This is a genomic window from Cellulosimicrobium sp. SJTW-1, assembly GCF_047716875.1.
GTDB classification, from domain to species: Bacteria; Actinomycetota; Actinomycetes; order Actinomycetales; family Cellulomonadaceae; genus Cellulosimicrobium; species Cellulosimicrobium funkei.
In genome coordinates, this window is record NZ_CP136680.1 from 2,719,939 (window position 1) to 2,735,140 (window position 15,202).

At 74.8% G+C, this 15,202-nt stretch carries 15 protein-coding genes; 6 read left to right on the forward strand and 9 right to left on the reverse strand.

Going from position 1 to position 15,202, the window contains the following annotated elements:
- Positions 1-6: 6 nt before the first annotated feature.
- Positions 7-999 (reverse strand): thiamine-phosphate kinase, encoded by a 993-nt coding sequence (locus RSE42_RS12420; RefSeq protein ID WP_415296437.1) that lies wholly within the window; start codon positions 997-999, stop codon positions 7-9.
- Positions 1,000-1,063: 64 nt separating this feature from the next.
- On the opposite strand from RSE42_RS12420, the gene RSE42_RS12425 reads away from it, so the two are divergent.
- The gene (locus RSE42_RS12425; RefSeq protein WP_232422964.1) at positions 1,064-1,615 is read left to right on the forward strand and encodes a DUF3515 family protein; all 552 of its coding nucleotides are present in this window, start codon (positions 1,064-1,066) and stop codon (positions 1,613-1,615) included.
- Positions 1,616-1,660: 45 nt separating this feature from the next.
- Here RSE42_RS12425 and RSE42_RS12430 read toward each other — a convergent pair whose 3' ends face one another.
- Positions 1,661-2,830 (reverse strand): D-alanine--D-alanine ligase family protein, encoded by a 1,170-nt coding sequence (locus RSE42_RS12430; protein WP_415296439.1) that lies wholly within the window; start codon positions 2,828-2,830, stop codon positions 1,661-1,663.
- A gap of 242 nt (positions 2,831-3,072) precedes the next feature.
- On the opposite strand from RSE42_RS12430, the gene RSE42_RS12435 reads away from it, so the two are divergent.
- The 4 genes from RSE42_RS12435 (at position 3,073) to RSE42_RS12450 (ending at position 8,129) form a co-directional block, all read left to right on the forward strand.
- Positions 3,073-4,503, forward strand: a complete 1,431-nt coding sequence (locus RSE42_RS12435) for a hemolysin family protein (protein WP_081600013.1) — start codon at positions 3,073-3,075, stop codon at positions 4,501-4,503.
- On the forward strand, positions 4,500-5,531 hold the full coding sequence (locus RSE42_RS12440; RefSeq protein WP_043654869.1) for a hemolysin family protein: 1,032 nt from the start codon (positions 4,500-4,502) through the stop codon (positions 5,529-5,531). The genes RSE42_RS12435 and RSE42_RS12440 overlap by 4 nt, the downstream gene beginning before the upstream one ends.
- Before the next feature lie 107 nt (positions 5,532-5,638).
- On the forward strand, positions 5,639-6,823 hold the full coding sequence (locus RSE42_RS12445) for an acyl-CoA dehydrogenase family protein (protein WP_144722615.1): 1,185 nt from the start codon (positions 5,639-5,641) through the stop codon (positions 6,821-6,823).
- A 154-nt stretch (positions 6,824-6,977) separates the two neighbouring features.
- Positions 6,978-8,129 (forward strand): trans-sulfuration enzyme family protein, encoded by a 1,152-nt coding sequence (locus tag RSE42_RS12450; protein WP_415296442.1) that lies wholly within the window; start codon positions 6,978-6,980, stop codon positions 8,127-8,129.
- An 80-nt stretch (positions 8,130-8,209) separates the two neighbouring features.
- On the opposite strand, the gene RSE42_RS12455 is transcribed toward RSE42_RS12450, so the two are convergent.
- Both RSE42_RS12455 and RSE42_RS12460 read right to left on the reverse strand, forming a co-directional pair.
- Positions 8,210-8,680, reverse strand: a complete 471-nt coding sequence (locus tag RSE42_RS12455; RefSeq protein ID WP_415296444.1) for a hypothetical protein — start codon at positions 8,678-8,680, stop codon at positions 8,210-8,212.
- 64 nt (positions 8,681-8,744) lie between these two features.
- The gene (locus tag RSE42_RS12460) at positions 8,745-9,080 is read right to left on the reverse strand and encodes a DUF6191 domain-containing protein (protein WP_415296446.1); all 336 of its coding nucleotides are present in this window, start codon (positions 9,078-9,080) and stop codon (positions 8,745-8,747) included.
- Positions 9,081-9,213: 133 nt separating this feature from the next.
- On the opposite strand from RSE42_RS12460, the gene RSE42_RS12465 reads away from it, so the two are divergent.
- Positions 9,214-9,933: a hypothetical protein gene (locus RSE42_RS12465; RefSeq protein WP_415296447.1), complete on the forward strand. Its 720-nt coding sequence runs from the start codon at positions 9,214-9,216 to the stop codon at positions 9,931-9,933.
- A gap of 26 nt (positions 9,934-9,959) precedes the next feature.
- Here the strand turns inward: RSE42_RS12465 and RSE42_RS12470 are convergent, their stop codons facing one another.
- The 5 genes from RSE42_RS12470 to murA form a co-directional block, all read right to left on the reverse strand.
- A complete protein-coding gene (locus RSE42_RS12470) occupies positions 9,960-10,985 on the reverse strand; it encodes an NAD(P)H-dependent glycerol-3-phosphate dehydrogenase (protein ID WP_415296449.1) in 1,026 nt (341 codons plus the stop codon).
- Positions 10,982-11,707 (reverse strand): lysophospholipid acyltransferase family protein, encoded by a 726-nt coding sequence (locus tag RSE42_RS12475; protein WP_034654564.1) that lies wholly within the window; start codon positions 11,705-11,707, stop codon positions 10,982-10,984. The genes RSE42_RS12470 and RSE42_RS12475 overlap by 4 nt, the downstream gene beginning before the upstream one ends.
- Before the next feature lie 31 nt (positions 11,708-11,738).
- A complete protein-coding gene (locus RSE42_RS12480; protein ID WP_061266816.1) occupies positions 11,739-12,344 on the reverse strand; it encodes a response regulator transcription factor in 606 nt (201 codons plus the stop codon).
- Entirely contained in the window at positions 12,341-13,621 is a 1,281-nt protein-coding gene (locus tag RSE42_RS12485; RefSeq protein WP_051028166.1) for a sensor histidine kinase, read from the reverse strand. The genes RSE42_RS12480 and RSE42_RS12485 overlap by 4 nt, the downstream gene beginning before the upstream one ends.
- A gap of 81 nt (positions 13,622-13,702) precedes the next feature.
- On the reverse strand, positions 13,703-15,019 hold the full coding sequence (gene murA / locus RSE42_RS12490) for a UDP-N-acetylglucosamine 1-carboxyvinyltransferase (RefSeq protein WP_021481138.1): 1,317 nt from the start codon (positions 15,017-15,019) through the stop codon (positions 13,703-13,705).
- Positions 15,020-15,202: the final 183 nt, after the last annotated feature.

A 15,202-nucleotide genomic window follows, 5' to 3' on the forward strand; every position in this document is an offset into this window, starting at 1 on the left:
CCGCGCTCAAGCGCGGAAGTGGTCCCACCCCGACGACCGGCGCGGCACCGCGCCGTCCAGGCGCACGCCCGCGCCGTCGTCGCCCGCGGGACGCACCGTGCCGAGCCGCCGGAACCCGGCCGGGAGCGGTGCAGCCGCGGGGAACGTGGCGAGCAGGCCGTGGTCCTCTCCCCCGGACAGGACCCACCCGTCGACGAGCTCCGCCCCGTCGTCCTCGCCCGCGAGCGCGGCGCCCGCGTCCCGCAGCCGGGCACGGTCGGCGTCGAGCGCGCCCGGGTCCAGGTCCACGACGACGCCGCTCGCCCGCGCGACCCGCCCCGCGTCCCGCAGCAGGCCGTCAGAGACGTCCATCATCGCCGTGGCCCCGGCGTCGGCCGCGACCGGGCCTGCGGCGAGCGGCGGGTCGGGACGCAGGTAGGCGGCGACGAGCGCGTCGTCGACGTCCGCGCGACCGGCGTCGAGCAGCGCGAGACCCGCGGCGGACCGCCCGAGCGTCCCCGCGAGCGCGACCACGTCGCCCGCCCGGGCGCCGCCGCGCAGCACCGGCTCGCGTCCCTCCAGGTCCCCGTGGACGGTCACGGCGACCACGACCTGGTCCCCTCCGGACAGGTCACCGCCCACGACCGCGGCACCGAGCGGGGTGCACGCGTCGGCCAGCCCGCGCGCGAACTCGGTAACCCAGTCGACCGGCAGATCGCCCGGCATGACGAGCGAGACGACGAGCGCCGCGGGGCGCGCGCCCATGGACACGACGTCGGCGAGGTTCTGCACGGCGGCGCGGCGGCCGACGTCGTAGCCCGTCGACCAGCGTCGGCGGAAGTGCCGGTCCTCGACGAGGACGTCGGTGGACACGACGTAGCGGCCGTCGGGCGCGGCGACGACCGCGCAGTCGTCCCCCGGCCCGACGAGCGTCGAGGGGGCCGTGGGCAGCAGGGGGAAGATCCGGGCGAGGAGCGCCTCCTCGGGCACGTCGCGGACCAGCAGGGGCGTCTCGCTCACGCGGCCACCCTAGTCGCCGCCCGGGCGGTCACGGGCACCCGTCGCGGGCCGCTACGGTGGTCGCGTGCTCGACGTCGTTCCTCCCCGCTTCCCCTCCGCCCGTCCGGGATCGTCCCGGCCGTCCCGCCGCCGGCTCGTCCGCGCCCTGGCCGTCCCCGCGCTCCTGGGCGTCGTGGCCGCGACCGCCGCGTGCGCGCCGCGCATCGGCGTCCCCGTGGCGGACGACGCCCAGAACCCGCTGTGCGCGGACGTCGTGCTCGCGCTGCCCGACTCGCTGGGCGAGGACCTGCCGAAGGTCGGCACGACGAGCCAGGCCACGGCCGCCTGGGGCGAGCCGGGCGCAGCGGTGACGCTGCGGTGCGGCGTCGAGGTGCCCGGGCCCACGACGACGGCGTGCCAGAGCGTCGTGTCCGAGGGGGGCAGCGTCGACTGGCTCGTCGTCGAGGACGAGGGCACGTGGACGTTCACCACCTACGGGCGCGACCCCGCGGTGCAGGTCGTCGTCCCGCCCGCCGTGACGGAGGGACACTCGACGTCGTTCATCGCGGACCTGGGCCGCGCGGTCATGGAGGTCCCGCAGACGCGCGCGTGCGTCGGGGTGGGCGACGTCGGCTGAGCCGGTGCCCGTCCCGGGCCTGCCCCCGGCTCGCCGCCCGCGCGGTCAGCGCAGGCCGGTGGGCCGCTCGAGCGCGAGGGCGACGAGCTCGTCGATGAGGTCGGGGTAGCTGAGCCCCGACTTCTCCCACATGCGCGGGTACATCGAGAACGGCGTGAAGCCGGGCATGGTGTTGATCTCGTTGACGACGACCTGCTCGTCGGGCGTGACGAACACGTCGACGCGCGAGAGGCCCTCCGCGCCGACCGCCTCGAACGTGCGCACGGCGATCTCGCGCACGCGCTCGACGAGGTGCTCCGGGAGGTCCGCCGGGCACGACAGCTCGACCCCGGCCTCGTCGAGGTACTTGGCCTCGAAGTCGTAGAAGTCGTGCTGCTCGCCCGTGACGACGATCTCGCCCGGCAGGGACGCGCGCGGCCGCGCTCCCCCGCGTCCGCCGAGGACGGCGCACTCGATCTCGCGACCGACGACGCCCGCCTCGACGACGACCTTCGGGTCGTGCTCCTGCGCCGCCGCGATCGCCGCGGGCAGGTCGGCGAGGTCGTCGACCTTGGAGATGCCGAGGCTCGACCCGGCGCGCGCGGGCTTGACGAAGACGGGCAGGCCGAGCGCGGCCACCGCCTGCGTCACCGTCTCCGGGTCGCGCTCGAACGCCCCCGGCTTGACGACGGTGTACGGCGCGATCGGCAGGCCCTCGCCCGCGAGCACGAGCTTCATGACGTGCTTGTCCATGCCGACCGCCGAGGCGAGGACGCCCGCGCCCACGTAGCGCACGTCGGCGAGCTCGAGCATGCCCTGGAGGGTGCCGTCCTCGCCGTAGGGGCCGTGCAGGAGCGGGAAGACGACGTCCACCTCGCCGAGCACGCGCGGCACCTCGCCGGGCGCGAGCACCCGCAGGTCCCGGCGCCCGGTCGACAGCGGGAGGATGACCTCCTCGCCCGTCGGCTCGACCTGAGGCAGCCGGCCCGCCGTGATCTCCCAGCGCGACGGCTCGTCGGCCGCGAGGACCCACTCGCCCGACGGCGTGATCCCGACCGGGACGACGTCGTAACGCGTCCGGTCGATGGCGCGCAGGACGCCCGCGGCGGTCGCGGCGGAGATGGCGTGCTCGCCCGAGCGCCCGCCGAACAGCACGAGGACGCGGGGCTTGCGGGGGGCGCCGGTGGGGTGCTCGTCGGTGGACGGCACGGACCGGTCGGGGCTCTGGCTGGACATCGCGGACGACCCTACCGGACGCCTGCTCGCGCGCGGACGCGCGCCGGTGCGAGATCCCGGCGAGCATCCCCGCGAGATCCCGGGAACGATCCGGGAGGCTCCGGCGTTGGGAGTGCCGTGGAAGACACGACTCTCGAGGCCCCCGCGGCCGACGACCCCGACCATAGTCCCGGCCGCACCGGCCCCGGCAGCGAGCGGACGCACCCACGCGTCCCCGTCGACCGCAGGGCGGTGCGGGCACGATGACGACCTTCCTCTCCCTCCTCCTCGGGCTCCTCGTGGTCCTCGCGATCACGGCGGCGACGGCCTACTTCGTCGCGCAGGAGTTCGCCTACATGACCGTCGACCGCTCCCGGCTGGGGGCCAAGGCGGAGGCCGGCGACGAGTCGGCCCGGCGCGCGCTCGCCGTGACCCGGCGCACCTCCTTCGTCCTGTCCGGCGCGCAGCTCGGCATCACGGTGACGGGCCTGCTCGTCGGCTACGTGGCCGAGCCCCTCATCGGGCAGTCGCTCGGCACCATGCTCGGCGGCGTCGGCGTCCCGACGGGTGTCGGCGTCGCGGTGGGCACCGTCCTGGCGCTCGTGCTGTCGACGATCATCCAGATGCTCTTCGGCGAGCTGTTCCCCAAGAACCTCGCCATCGCGCGGCCCGAGCCGCTCGCGAAGGGTCTGGCACGCTCGACGTCGGCGTACCTCACGGTGTTCGGCTGGCTCATCGCGGTGTTCGACAAGGCGTCCAACGCGCTGCTGCGGATGCTCAGGATCGAGCCCGTCCACGACGTCGACAACACCGCGACCGCGCGCGACCTCGAGCACATCGTGGCCGACTCGCGCGAGAGCGGGAACCTGACCGACGAGCTGTCCGTGCTCCTCGACCGCGTGCTGGACTTCCCGCAGCGCGACGTCGAGCACGCGATGATCCCGCGCTCGCGCGTGGGAACCGTGCGGCCCGAGGCGACCGTCGCCGAGGTGCGAGAGCTCATGGCCCGCGCCCACACGCGCTACCCGGTGGTCGACGACACGGACCAGCCGCTCGGCGTCGTCCAGCTCGCCGACGTCCTCGCGACCGACCTGCCCGCGGACGCCCCCGTCACGGCGCTCATGCGCCAGGCCGTGGTGCTGCCGACGGCCATGACGCTCCCGGACGCCCTCGCGCAGCTCAACTCCACGCGCAACCAGCTCGCGTGCGTCATCGACGAGTACGGCGGCTTCACCGGCGTGCTGACCGTCGAGGACCTCGCCGAGGAGCTCGTCGGCGAGATCACCGACGAGCACGACCCCGAGCAGCCCGCCACGGTCACGGCCGAGGAGGACGGCGTGTGGGTCATGGGCGGCGACGTCCACGTCGACGAGGCGGAGCGCGCCCTCGGGCACGACCTGCCCCGCGGCGACCACGAGACGGTCTCCGGGCTCCTCATCGCCCAGCACGGCGCCCTGCCGCGCGCGGGCGACCAGATCGAGGTGCCGCTGCCGGACGACCCGGCCGACCTCGTGCACGACGAGCCGGTGCACCGCGCCCTCCTCGTCGACGTCCTGTCGGTCGAGCGGCACGTGCCGCGTCTCGTGCGCGTCCGGCTCGTCGAGCGGCGGGGCGACGTCCCCGTCGACGTCGTCGTGCACCCGACCGCGCGCGAGGTTGCGCACCCGACCGACGCCGCGGAGGAGACCCGATGAGCAACCCCTGGGTCGTCGTCACGGCGACCGTCGCGATCATCGCGCTCAGCGCGTTCTTCGTCGCCGTGGAGTTCGCGCTCCTCGGCGCCAAGAGGCACCGCCTCGAGGACGCCGCCCCCACGAGCCGCGCCGCGCGCGCCGCGCTGCGCAGCTCGAACGAGCTCACGCTCCTCATGGCCGGCGCCCAGCTCGGCATCACCGCGTGCACGCTCGCGCTCGGTGCCATCACCAAGCCCGCCGTCCACCACTGGCTCACGCCCGTCTTCGAGACGTGGGGCGCGCCCCTGTGGGCCGCCGACGTCGCGGGCTTCGTGCTCGCGCTGATCGTCGTGACGTTCCTGCACCTCGTCGTCGGCGAGATGGCACCGAAGTCGTGGGCCATCGCCCACCCCGAGCGGTCTGCCACGCTCCTCGCGCTGCCGATGCGCGGGTTCATGTGGGCGTTCCGCCCGCTCCTGCGCTGGCTCAACGAGCTCGCGAACCGCTGCGTGCGGGCCGTGGGCGTCGAGCCGGTGGAGAACGTCGAGGGTGGCGGGCAGGACGCCGCGACCCTGCGGCACCTGGTCGAGCACTCGGCGAACGTCGGCGCGCTCGAGGCGTCATACCGGGCGCAGATCTCGGGCGTGATCGAGCTCGAGACCCTCACGGTCGACGCGCTCGTGCCGGCCGGGAGCCGGCCCACGTCGGTCCCCGCCGACGCGACCGCGGCCGACGTGCGACGCGCGTCGGCCCGCTCGGGCCACCTGCGCATCCTCGTCCAGAACGGGAGCGTGGTCCCGAAGGTCGTGCACGTGCGCGACACGCTCCTCGAGCCGGACGACCGGCTGGCCAAGGAGCTCGCGCGCCCCGGGTTCGTCCTGGAGTCCGGCACCACGGTGCACGCCGCGCTCGCGCGCATGCGCGAGTCGAGCGAGCAGCTCGCGGTCGTCATGGACGGCGAGCGGTTCGTCGGCGTCGTGACGCTCGCGGACGTCCTGCGCCGCATCCTCCCCCACCCGGAGGACCCGGTGCCCGTCCTCGTGGGCTGACGGCCGGCCACCGGCCGCCGTACGGTGGAGGGGCCCCGGCGACGCACGTCGCCGGGGCCCTTCCCCGTCCACCCCTCCACCGTCCGCCCCGAGACCGAAGGCAGGCCATGCCCACGCCCGTCCCGTCCCCCGCCCCGTTCCCCACGCCGCGCACGCTGCTCTCCGACGAGCTGCTGGAGCAGATCCGCGGCCGGGCCGCGGGCTACGACCGCGACAACGCGTTCTTCACCGAGGACCTCGCCGCGCTCACCGAGGCCGGGTACCTGCGCGCGCTCGTGCCGGAGTCGTTCGGCGGCGCGGGCCTCACCCTGCGCGAGCTGGCGCACGAGCAGGCGCGGCTCGCGGGTGCCGCCCCCGCGACGGCGCTCGCCGTGAACATGCACCACGTGTGGACGGGCGTCGCGCGCTACCTCCACCTGCGCGGTGACGCGTCGCTCGACTGGCTGCTCGAGGAGGCCGGCCGCGGCGAGGTCTTCGGCTTCGGCTACTCCGAGGGCGGCAACGACCTCGTGCTGCTCGGCTCGCGCACCGAGGCGCGCCCGGACGAGCGGGGCGGGTACACGTTCCACGGCCGCAAGATCTTCACGTCGAACTCGCCCGCGTGGACGCGGCTCGGCGTCCTGGGGCTCGACACCCAGTCGCGCGACGCCCCGCGCCTCGTGCACGCGTTCGTGTCGCGCGACGCCGGGGTCCAGGTGCTCGACGACTGGGACACGATGGGCATGCGCGCGTCGCAGTCGCGCTCCACGGTGCTCGACGGCGCGTTCGCCCCCGTCGAGCGCGTCGTCCGGCGTCTGCCGCCGGGCCCGACGTTGGACCCCCTCGTCGTCGGGATCTTCACGACGTTCGAGACGCTGCTCGCGTCGGTGTACACGGGCATCGCGGACCGTGCGCTCGAGCTCGGCGTCGCCGCGGCCCGCCGTCGGACGTCGATGAAGAACGACGGCGCGCCGCTCTCCGAGGACCCGGACGTCCGCTGGCGCCTCGCGGACGCCGCGCTCGCGCTCGACGCCGTCTGGCCGCAGATCGACACCGTCGCGGCCGAGCTCGACGCCCTCGTCGACCGCGGCGCGGGCTGGTTCCGCGCGACCGCAGGGCTCAAGGTGCGCGCGACGGAGACGGCGAAGACCGTCGTCGACCAGATGGTGCGGGTCGCGGGCGGCTCCAGCTACTTCGCCGGCAACGAGCTCGGCCGCCTCTACCGCGACGTCCTCGCCGGGATCTTCCACCCGTCCGACGACGAGTCCGCCCACTCGACCGTCGCGCAGTCGCTCCTCGGCCCCCTCCCCTGACGCGGACCACCGGACGCCGAGCAGGTGGTCCTGGCTCGTCCCGGCCGCACGACGCACCAGGACGACCTGCTCGGCCGACCGTGATCGCCTGGTCGCCCGGTCAGGGGGTGGTCGCCCGGGGCACTCGTCGGGCGGCCGGGCGTACGCTGCCGCCATGAGCGACCCGCACGTCCCCGACGCCCTGTCCCCCGCGACCGTCGCCGTCGCCGCCGGACGGCCCGAGCGGTCGCAGGGCGCGCCCGTGAACCCCCCGATCGTGCTGTCCTCGACGTACGTGTCGCAGGGCGTCCAGCAGCCGGGCGAGCTCCTGTACACCCGGATGGACACCGAGACGTGGCACCCGTTCGAGGAGGCGCTCGCCGCGCTCGAGGGCGCGGAGCACCCCGGCGTGGTGTTCGGCTCCGGGATGGCGGCGATCGCCGCGGTGTTCTCGGCCGTGCCCGCGGGCGGGAAGGTCGTGCTGCCGCGCCACGCCTACCAGGTGTCGCTCGGCTTCGCGGACGACCTCGCGGCACGGGCCGGCGTCGAGGTCGTGCGCGTCGACGTCGCCGACACCGACCAGGTCGTCGCGGCCCTCGACGGCGCGTCGCTCCTCCTCGTCGAGTCCCCGACGAACCCCATGCTCGAGGTCGCCGACCTGCCCGCCCTGCTCGCGGCGGCGCGCGAGCGCGGGGTCCTGTCCGCGGTGGACAACACGTTCGCGACCCCGCTCGGCCAGCAGCCCCTCGCGCACGGTGCGGACGTCGTCGTGCACTCGGTGACGAAGTACCTCGCCGGGCACTCCGACGTCGTGCTGGGGACGGCCGTCGCGCGCACGCCGGAGCTCACGACGGCGCTGCGTGCCTACCGCACGCTCCATGGCTCGATCCCCGGGCCGTTCGAGGTGTGGCTCGCGCTGCGCGGCCTGCGCACGCTCGCCCTGCGCGTCGAGCGGTCCCAGCAGAACGCGGCGGAGCTCGCGCGCCGGCTCGCCGAGCACCCCGACGTCGTCGAGGTGCGGCACCCGAGCCTGCCCGACGACCCGGGTCACGAGCGCGCGACGCGCCTCATGACCGGGTACGGCTCGATCCTCGGCGTGCGCCCGCGCGGTGGTGCGGCGGGCGCGGACGCCGTCGTCGCGGCGGTCCGGCTGTGGGTGCCCGCGACGAGCCTCGGCGGCGTCGAGTCGAGCCTCGAGCGCCGACGCCGGTTCGCGACCGAGTCGCGCACGGTCCCGGAAGACCTGCTGCGGCTCTCGGCGGGCGTCGAGGACGTCGAGGACCTCTGGCGCGACCTGGACCGGGCCCTGCGCAGCGCGGTCGACTGACGCGCGCCACGGCCCCGGCCGCGCGGCGCCGCGGCGGCGGGTGCGTCGATTCGGCTCCGCACCGCCGCGCTCCGACCCCGTCAGAGCAGGTCGTTCTCCGCCTCTTCGAGGGGACCGCTCCACCAGGAGCCCGGCCCGGTCGCGGCGCTGTCGATGGCCCGCAGCCTCGTGCGGAGCGTCCGCAGCCGTGCGCGGTGCGAGGGAGCCCTGCGCCCGGACGGACGGGAGGGCGGACGAACCTCCCCCGCCCGGAAGGCGCGGAGACGCTCCGCGGCCTGCTCGGCCGTCATCGTCGTCGGTCCGGGGGCGGGCGGTCCGGAGCCCAGGTACTCCGCGAACGCCTCCAGGAACCCCTCGGTCGCCGCGCGGTCGCGGTTGAGAGGGGACGAGTCGCCCGTCGCGACGTCCCGCACCCATGTCGACCCGTCCTCGTGCTCCATGACCAGAAGCTCTCCGTCGTGGACGACGCCGATCTCGCGGGCCCCGGGGTCGAGGTCGGTCCTCGCTGCCACCGGGTGCAGGCGGATACCGAACGGATGCTCGTCACGCACGCCCTGGATCCTCTCCGCGCAGGCCGCCACGGCCCGCGCACCACCACCTGTCGGTCACCGCACCCTAGCCCGCGTCGGGCTCAGGTGCCGGGGAGCCGCCGCGGGACTGCTCCCGAGGGACGTAGAAGACCCCGCCGTCCAGGTCGACGTCGAACGGCCGGCCCTCCGCCGGACGCTGCACGATGTCGAGCCGCTGACGTTCCTTCTCCTCGGTGAGGTGCGTCCGGCTGGGCTGGAAGATCTCGACGATCTCGCCGAACATGCCGGACGACGCGCTCTCGCCCGCGCCCTCGGAGCGCCGGGCACGCGCCTCCGCCCCGGACGTGAAGCGGACGATCCCCACGACGACCAGTCCCGTGAGCGCGACCGCGAAGGACGCACCACCGATCCCCTGCAGCATCCCCCGAGGGTAGCGGCAGCCACCTCGTCAGGACAGGGTGCACGGTCCCCGAGACCGGGCCGTGACACGACCGTCGCCGGACCGTGGCCCGCCCGCCGCGCGCGCGTGACCTGGGCTTTCTAGGATCGACGGCATGACGACACGACGAGCGGTGCGGACGCGGCAGGCACGACCGACGGGCCGCGCGGTGCCCGGAGGACCGGCCGCCGTCGCCGGCGCGGTCCTCGTCCTCGCCCTCGCGGCGTGCAGCCCGGGCGAGTCGGACGAGTCGCCCTCGCCGTCGAGCACCGCGACGAGCGCGTCGCCCAGCCCCACCGACTCCCCGAGCACCACCCCGGAGCCCGGCGCCGAGCCGTCCGACGGCGCGTCCACGCCGTCGGACGACGCGACGGAGGCACCGCTGCCGTTCCCCGCGAACACCGAGCCGGACACGCAGGACCCGTCCGCGGACGCCGCGCTCACGGTGACGGACGTCCGGGTCGGGCACCACGACGGGTTCGACCGGGTCGTCTTCGAGCTCGGCGGCACGGGGACGCCCGGGTGGCGGGTCGAGTACGTGGACCAGCCGACGGACGACGGCAAGGGTGACGTCGTCGCGGTCGACGGCGACGCCTACCTGCAGGTCATGATCTCCGGCTCGGGGTACCCCATGGACACCGGGGTCGAGGAGTACGCGGGCCCCAACCCCGTCTGGGCCGGGGACGACGGCGAGGTCGAGGAGGTGCTGCTGCGCGGCGTGTTCGAGGGGTACACGCAGGCGTTCGTCGGGGTCGACGACGAGCGGCGCCCGTTCCGGGTGTTCTCGCTCGAGGACCCGACCCGCGTCGTCGTCGACGTCCGCGACGACGGCTGACGGCACCACTCGTCAGGCCGAGGGCCTCAGCGCTCCGCCGAGACGCCCTCGGCCTTCTGCGGCCGCGACAGCAGACCGCGCGCCATCTCGTCGACGGGCATGCCCTCGTGGAGCACTGCGACGACCCCGGCCGTGATGGGCATGTCGACACCGACCTTGCGCGCGAGCTCGAGCACCGAGCGGCACGACTTCACGCCCTCCGCCGTGCCGCCGGTCGCGGCGATCGCGTCGTCGAGGCTCAGGCCCTGGCCGATGTGCTTGCCGAGCGTGTGGTTGCGCGAGAGCGGCGACGAGCACGTCGCGACGAGGTCGCCCATCCCCGCGAGCCCGGGGAACGTCTCCGCGTCCGCCCCGAGCGCGAGCCCGAGGCGCGTGATCTCGACCAGGCCGCGCGTGATGACGGTGGCGGTGGTGTTGTAGCCGAACCCGCGGCCCTGGGCGATGCCCACGGCGAGCGCGATGACGTTCTTCACCGCGCCGCACAGCTCGACGCCGACCACGTCCCGATTGGTGTACGGGCGGAAGTACGACGACGAGCACGCGCGCGCCACGTAGCGTGCCACGTCGTCGTCGGCGCACGACACGACGGTCGCCGTCGGCTGCCGGTGCGCGATCTCGCGCGCGAGGTTCGGCCCCGAGACGACGGCGACGCGCTCGGGAGCCAGGCCGAGCGACTCCGCGACGACCTCGCTCATGCGCCGGTCGGTGCTCAGCTCGACGCCCTTCATGAGGGACACCGCGACGGCGCCGGGCGCCACGTGCGGGCGGAGCTCCGTGAGCGTGTCGCGCGCCACCTGGGAGGGCACCGCGACGACGACGAGCCCGGCGCCCGCGAGCGCCTCGGCCGCGTCGGTCGTGGCGCGGATCCCCTCGGGGAGGTCGATGCCCGGCAGCCGCTTCTCGTTGCGGCGCGAGGTGTTCACCTGCTCGGCGACCTCGGCGTCGCGGCCCCAGAGGCGCACCTCGCACCCGGCGTCGGCCAGGACGGCGGCGAACGTGGTGCCCCAGCTGCCGGACCCGAGGACGGCGGCGACGATGCGCTCGGCGCTCACGCGCGGTCCTCCGTCCCGGGCCGACGGCGCAGGTCGAACCGTTCGGCGGGAGCCTGCTCGCCGCGGATCTCCTCGAGCTGGCTCGTGATCGCGGCCATGATGCGCTCGGTCGCCTCGCGCAGCGTCGCGGTGTCCTGCGGGCGGTCGTAGAGGTCGGAGAGGTCGACGGGCGGCCCGGCGTGGACCGCGACCTGCTTGGGCGGGATCGGCTTGAACACCTTGCCGTACGGCGCGAGGAGCCGGTGCGCGCCCCACTGGGCGATGGGGACGACGGGCGCCCGGCTCGTGAGCGCGAGGCGCGCGACGCCTGTCTTGCCCACCATGGGCCAGCCGTCCGGGTCGCGCGTGAGCGTGCCCTCGGGGAAGAACACGACGCACTCGCCCTCGTCCAGCCGCGCGGTGGAGTCGACGAGCGACTGCGCGGCACCGGCCGTGCCGCGGTGCACGGGGATCATCCCGGTGCGGGTGAGGAGGCCGCCGAGCACGGGCACCTTCCAGAGCGAGGCCTTCGCCGTGATCTTGGGGGCGCGGCCCTGGTCGTAGAGGAAGTGCGCGAGCGTCACCGGGTCGACCTCGGTGACGTGGTTGGCGGCGGCGATGAACCCGCCGTCGGGCAGGTTCTCGGCACCCCGCCAGTCGCGTCGGGTGATCGCGAACAGGATCGGGCGCAGCAGGAACGCCAAGGTCTTGTACGCGCGCGGGGTCTGGGGCTGGCTCGGCACGGTCACCGAGCCTACCGGGCGGAGCCCGCCCTCAGATCCAGCCGTGCCGTCGCGCGGCGTGCGCGGCCTCGTGCCGGTTCGCGGCGCCCAGCTTGGCCGCCGCGGACGAGAGGTAGTTGCGCACCGTGCCGGGCGCGAGGTGGGCGCGCGTCGCGATCTCCTCGACGGGGGCGCCGTCGGCCGCGAGCTCGAGCACGTCGGCCTCGCGCGGCGTGAGCGGGCTCGCGCCCGCGGCGATCGCCTCCGCGGCGAGCTCCGGGTCCACGTAGCGGCCGCCGTCGCGCACCTGGCGCACGACGTCCGCGAGGACGCGCGCCGAGACGGTCTTCGGGAGGAAGCCCCGCGCGCCCGCCTCGAGCGCGCGCTTGAGGTAGCCCGGGCGTCCGTGGCTCGTGACGATGACGACGCCGCACGACGGCAGCTCGCCGGCGAGCCGCTGCGCGACCTCGACGCCGTCGAGGCCCGGCATCTGGAGGTCGAGCACGGCGACGTCGGGCCGGAGCTTGAGCGCGGCCGCGACGGCCTCGGGGCCGGACGCCGCCTGCGCCACGACCTCGAGGTCGTCCTCGAGCGCGAGGAGCGACGCGACGGCGTCGCGGATGAGGTTCTCGTCGTCGGCGAGGAGGATGCGGATCACGCCGGGGTGGTCCTCTCGGGGAGCGGGGACGGGGACGTGCGGTGGGGACGGGCGGCGTCGGGCACGCGGGCCACGAGCCCGAACCGCCCGTCGTCGACCCACGTCTCGAGGCGACCGCCGGCGCCCTCCAGGCGTTCACGGAGCCCGACGAGGCCCGACCCGCCGCCGGTGCGCGGCGCCGTCGGGACGCCGTCGTTGACGACCTCCACGACGCTCGACGCCCCGTCGCGGTGGACCGTGATGGTGCACGTGCGCGCGGTCGAGTGCCGCACGACGTTCGTCACGGCCTCCCGGACCGCCCACGCGAGCGCCTCCTGCGCGTCCTCGCCCACGGGGGTCTCGTCGCCGTGCACGGTCGTCTCGATCCCGGCGGACCGCAGGACGGACCGCGCCCCGGCCAGCTCGGCGCCGAGGTCGGCCGTGCGGTAGCCCGCGACGACGGCGCGCACCTCGCGCAGCGCGTCCTGCGCGATGCGGCGGACCTCGAGCATCTGCTCCTCGGCTCCGGGGCGTCCGCGGGCCGCGAGCTCCGCCGCGAGCTCGCTCTTCACGGCGACGACGGACAGGGTGCGCCCGAAGACGTCGTGCAGGTCGCGCGAGAACCGCAGCCGCTCCTCCGCGACCGCGAGACGGGCGTGGAGCACGCGCGTGCGCTCCTGCTCCCACACGACGCCGAGCATCCAGACCGAGGCGCGGTACGAGCCGAAGACGCCGAGCAGCATGACCAGGACCGAGAGGCCGAGGCCTACCGCCATGCCCGCCGTCCGCGCCGTCACGGGCCCGGTGCCCATCCACACGGAGCACCCGGTGACGACGGCGAGGACCAGCGCGACGAGCGCGACCCGCCGGAAGGTGAGCAGGGGGACGAGCGCCAGCACCCCGTACCCGAGGCCCAGGAGCATCGCGTAGTAGCGGCCGCTCGCGGCGACGTCGTCGGCGCCGTCCACGGGGAACGTGCCGACGGCGAGCGCGGCGACCGCGAGCGAGAGGACCCCGAGGAGGACGAGCAGCACCGGGTGGACGCGGCGTCCGCCGAGGAAGTGCCCGATCCCGGCGCGCAGCGTGAGGATGCAGACGACCGTGTGCACGAGGACGAGCGCCAGCCAGAACCGCGCCACCGACGGGTCGAACGTCCGGTCGCTCCCGATGAGGGCGAGCGCGATGAAGGGCTCGGTCCCCGAGAGGAAGTAGAGCGACCATCGGGTGTAGGAGTCGAACCGTTCGGGGCCGGTCCGACGGCTCCACACGTCGAGGAACGTGCGCGGTCGGGTGATCACGACGAACAGCCTCGCACGCGGACCGCGTGCGAGGCCGTGACAGTCGTCATGAGGTGGGTGCCCCGGGCACCCGTGGACGGCTCAGTCCCGACGGACGTCCGCGCCGAGCGCGACCAGCTTGTCCTGGAAGTTCTCGTAGCCGCGGTCGATGAGGCTGATGCCGCGCACGGTCGACGTGCCCTTCGCGGCGAGCGCGGCGATGAGGTGGGAGAAGCCGCCGCGCAGGTCGGGCACCTCGATGTCGGCCGCGGTGAGCGGCGTCGGGCCCGAGATGACCGCGGAGTGGTGGAAGTTGCGCTGCCCGAACCGGCAGTCGCGCCCGCCCAGGCACTCCTTGTAGACCTGGATGGTCGCGCCCATGCCGCGCAGCGCGTCCGTGAAGCCGAAGCGGTTCTCGTAGACCGTCTCGTGCACGATCGACAGGCCCTTGGCCTGGGTGAGGGCCACGACGAGCGGCTGCTGCCAGTCCGTCATGAAGCCCGGGTGCACGTCCGTCTCGAGCACGATCGGCGACAGGTCGCCGCCCGGGTGCCAGAACCGGATGCCGTCGTCCTGGACGTCGAACCGGCCGCCGACCTTCCGGAACGTGTTGAGGAACATCATCATCTCGGGCTGCGTCGCGCCCTTGACCGTGATGTCGCCGCCAGTCGCCAGCGCGGCCGACGCCCACGAGGCCGCCTCGATGCGGTCGCCGAGCGCGGTGTGCGTGTAGCCGTCGAGGCGGTCGACGCCCTCGATGCGGATCACGCGGTCGGTGTCGACCGAGATGATCGCGCCCATCTTCTGGAGCACCGCGATGAGGTCCATGATCTCGGGCTCGATCGCGGCGTTCGCGAGCTCCGTGATGCCCTCGGCGCGCACCGCGGTCAGCAGGAGCTGCTCGGTCGCGCCCACCGACGGGTACGGCAGCGCGATCTTCGTGCCCTGGAGGCGGCGCGGCGCACGGATGTGGATGCCGTTCTCCCGCTTGTCCACCACCGCGCCGAACTGGCGCAGGATGTCCAGGTGGTAGTTGATCGGCCGGTCGCCGATCCGGCAGCCGCCCAGATCCGGGATGAACGCCTCACCGAGACGGTGCAGCAGCGGGCCGCAGAACAGGATCGGAATGCGGCTCGAGCCCGCGTGCGCGTCGATGTCCGCGACGTGCGCCGACTCGACGTTCGACGGGTCCAGGTCGAGGATCCCCGCGTCCGGGTCGGACTTCACGGTGACGCCGTGCAGCTCCAGCAGCCCCGTCACGACGCCGACGTCGCGGATCTGCGGCACGTTGCGCAGCACGCTCGGCGACTCCCCCAGCAACGACGCCACCATCGCCTTGGACACGAAGTTCTTCGCGCCGCGCACGGTGATCGTCCCGTCCAGCGGGGTCCCGCCGTCGACGTACAGCACATCCTTCATGAGCTCTGGTCGCCCTCTCGCCAAGCCGGTGGTCGTGGTGCCCCTGCGGGCAGGGCCCGCGTGCGGGGCCGCGGACGGCCGTTCCGCGCGCGCGGGTCCCGTGCGTGCCAACGTGCGGCACCCGGAGATTATTCACCCCCTGCGGGGGTGCTCGCCGCCGAACCGACGGCGGCGGCCGTCCCC

Bases quoted from the DNA above. Each gene is read 5' to 3' on its own strand.
- RSE42_RS12430 (WP_415296439.1), bottom strand. From the start codon at position 2,830: ATGTCCAGCCAGAGCCCCGACCGGTCCGTGCCGTCCACCGACGAGCAC.
- RSE42_RS12435 (WP_081600013.1), top strand. From the start codon at position 3,073: ATGACGACCTTCCTCTCCCTCCTCCTCGGGCTCCTCGTGGTCCTCGCG.
- RSE42_RS12440 (WP_043654869.1), top strand. From the start codon at position 4,500: ATGAGCAACCCCTGGGTCGTCGTCACGGCGACCGTCGCGATCATCGCG.
- RSE42_RS12445 (WP_144722615.1), top strand. From the start codon at position 5,639: ATGCCCACGCCCGTCCCGTCCCCCGCCCCGTTCCCCACGCCGCGCACG.
- RSE42_RS12450 (WP_415296442.1), top strand. From the start codon at position 6,978: ATGAGCGACCCGCACGTCCCCGACGCCCTGTCCCCCGCGACCGTCGCC.
- RSE42_RS12460 (WP_415296446.1), bottom strand. From the start codon at position 9,080: ATGCTGCAGGGGATCGGTGGTGCGTCCTTCGCGGTCGCGCTCACGGGA.
- RSE42_RS12465 (WP_415296447.1), top strand. From the start codon at position 9,214: ATGACGACACGACGAGCGGTGCGGACGCGGCAGGCACGACCGACGGGC.
- murA (WP_021481138.1), bottom strand. From the start codon at position 15,019: ATGAAGGATGTGCTGTACGTCGACGGCGGGACCCCGCTGGACGGGACG.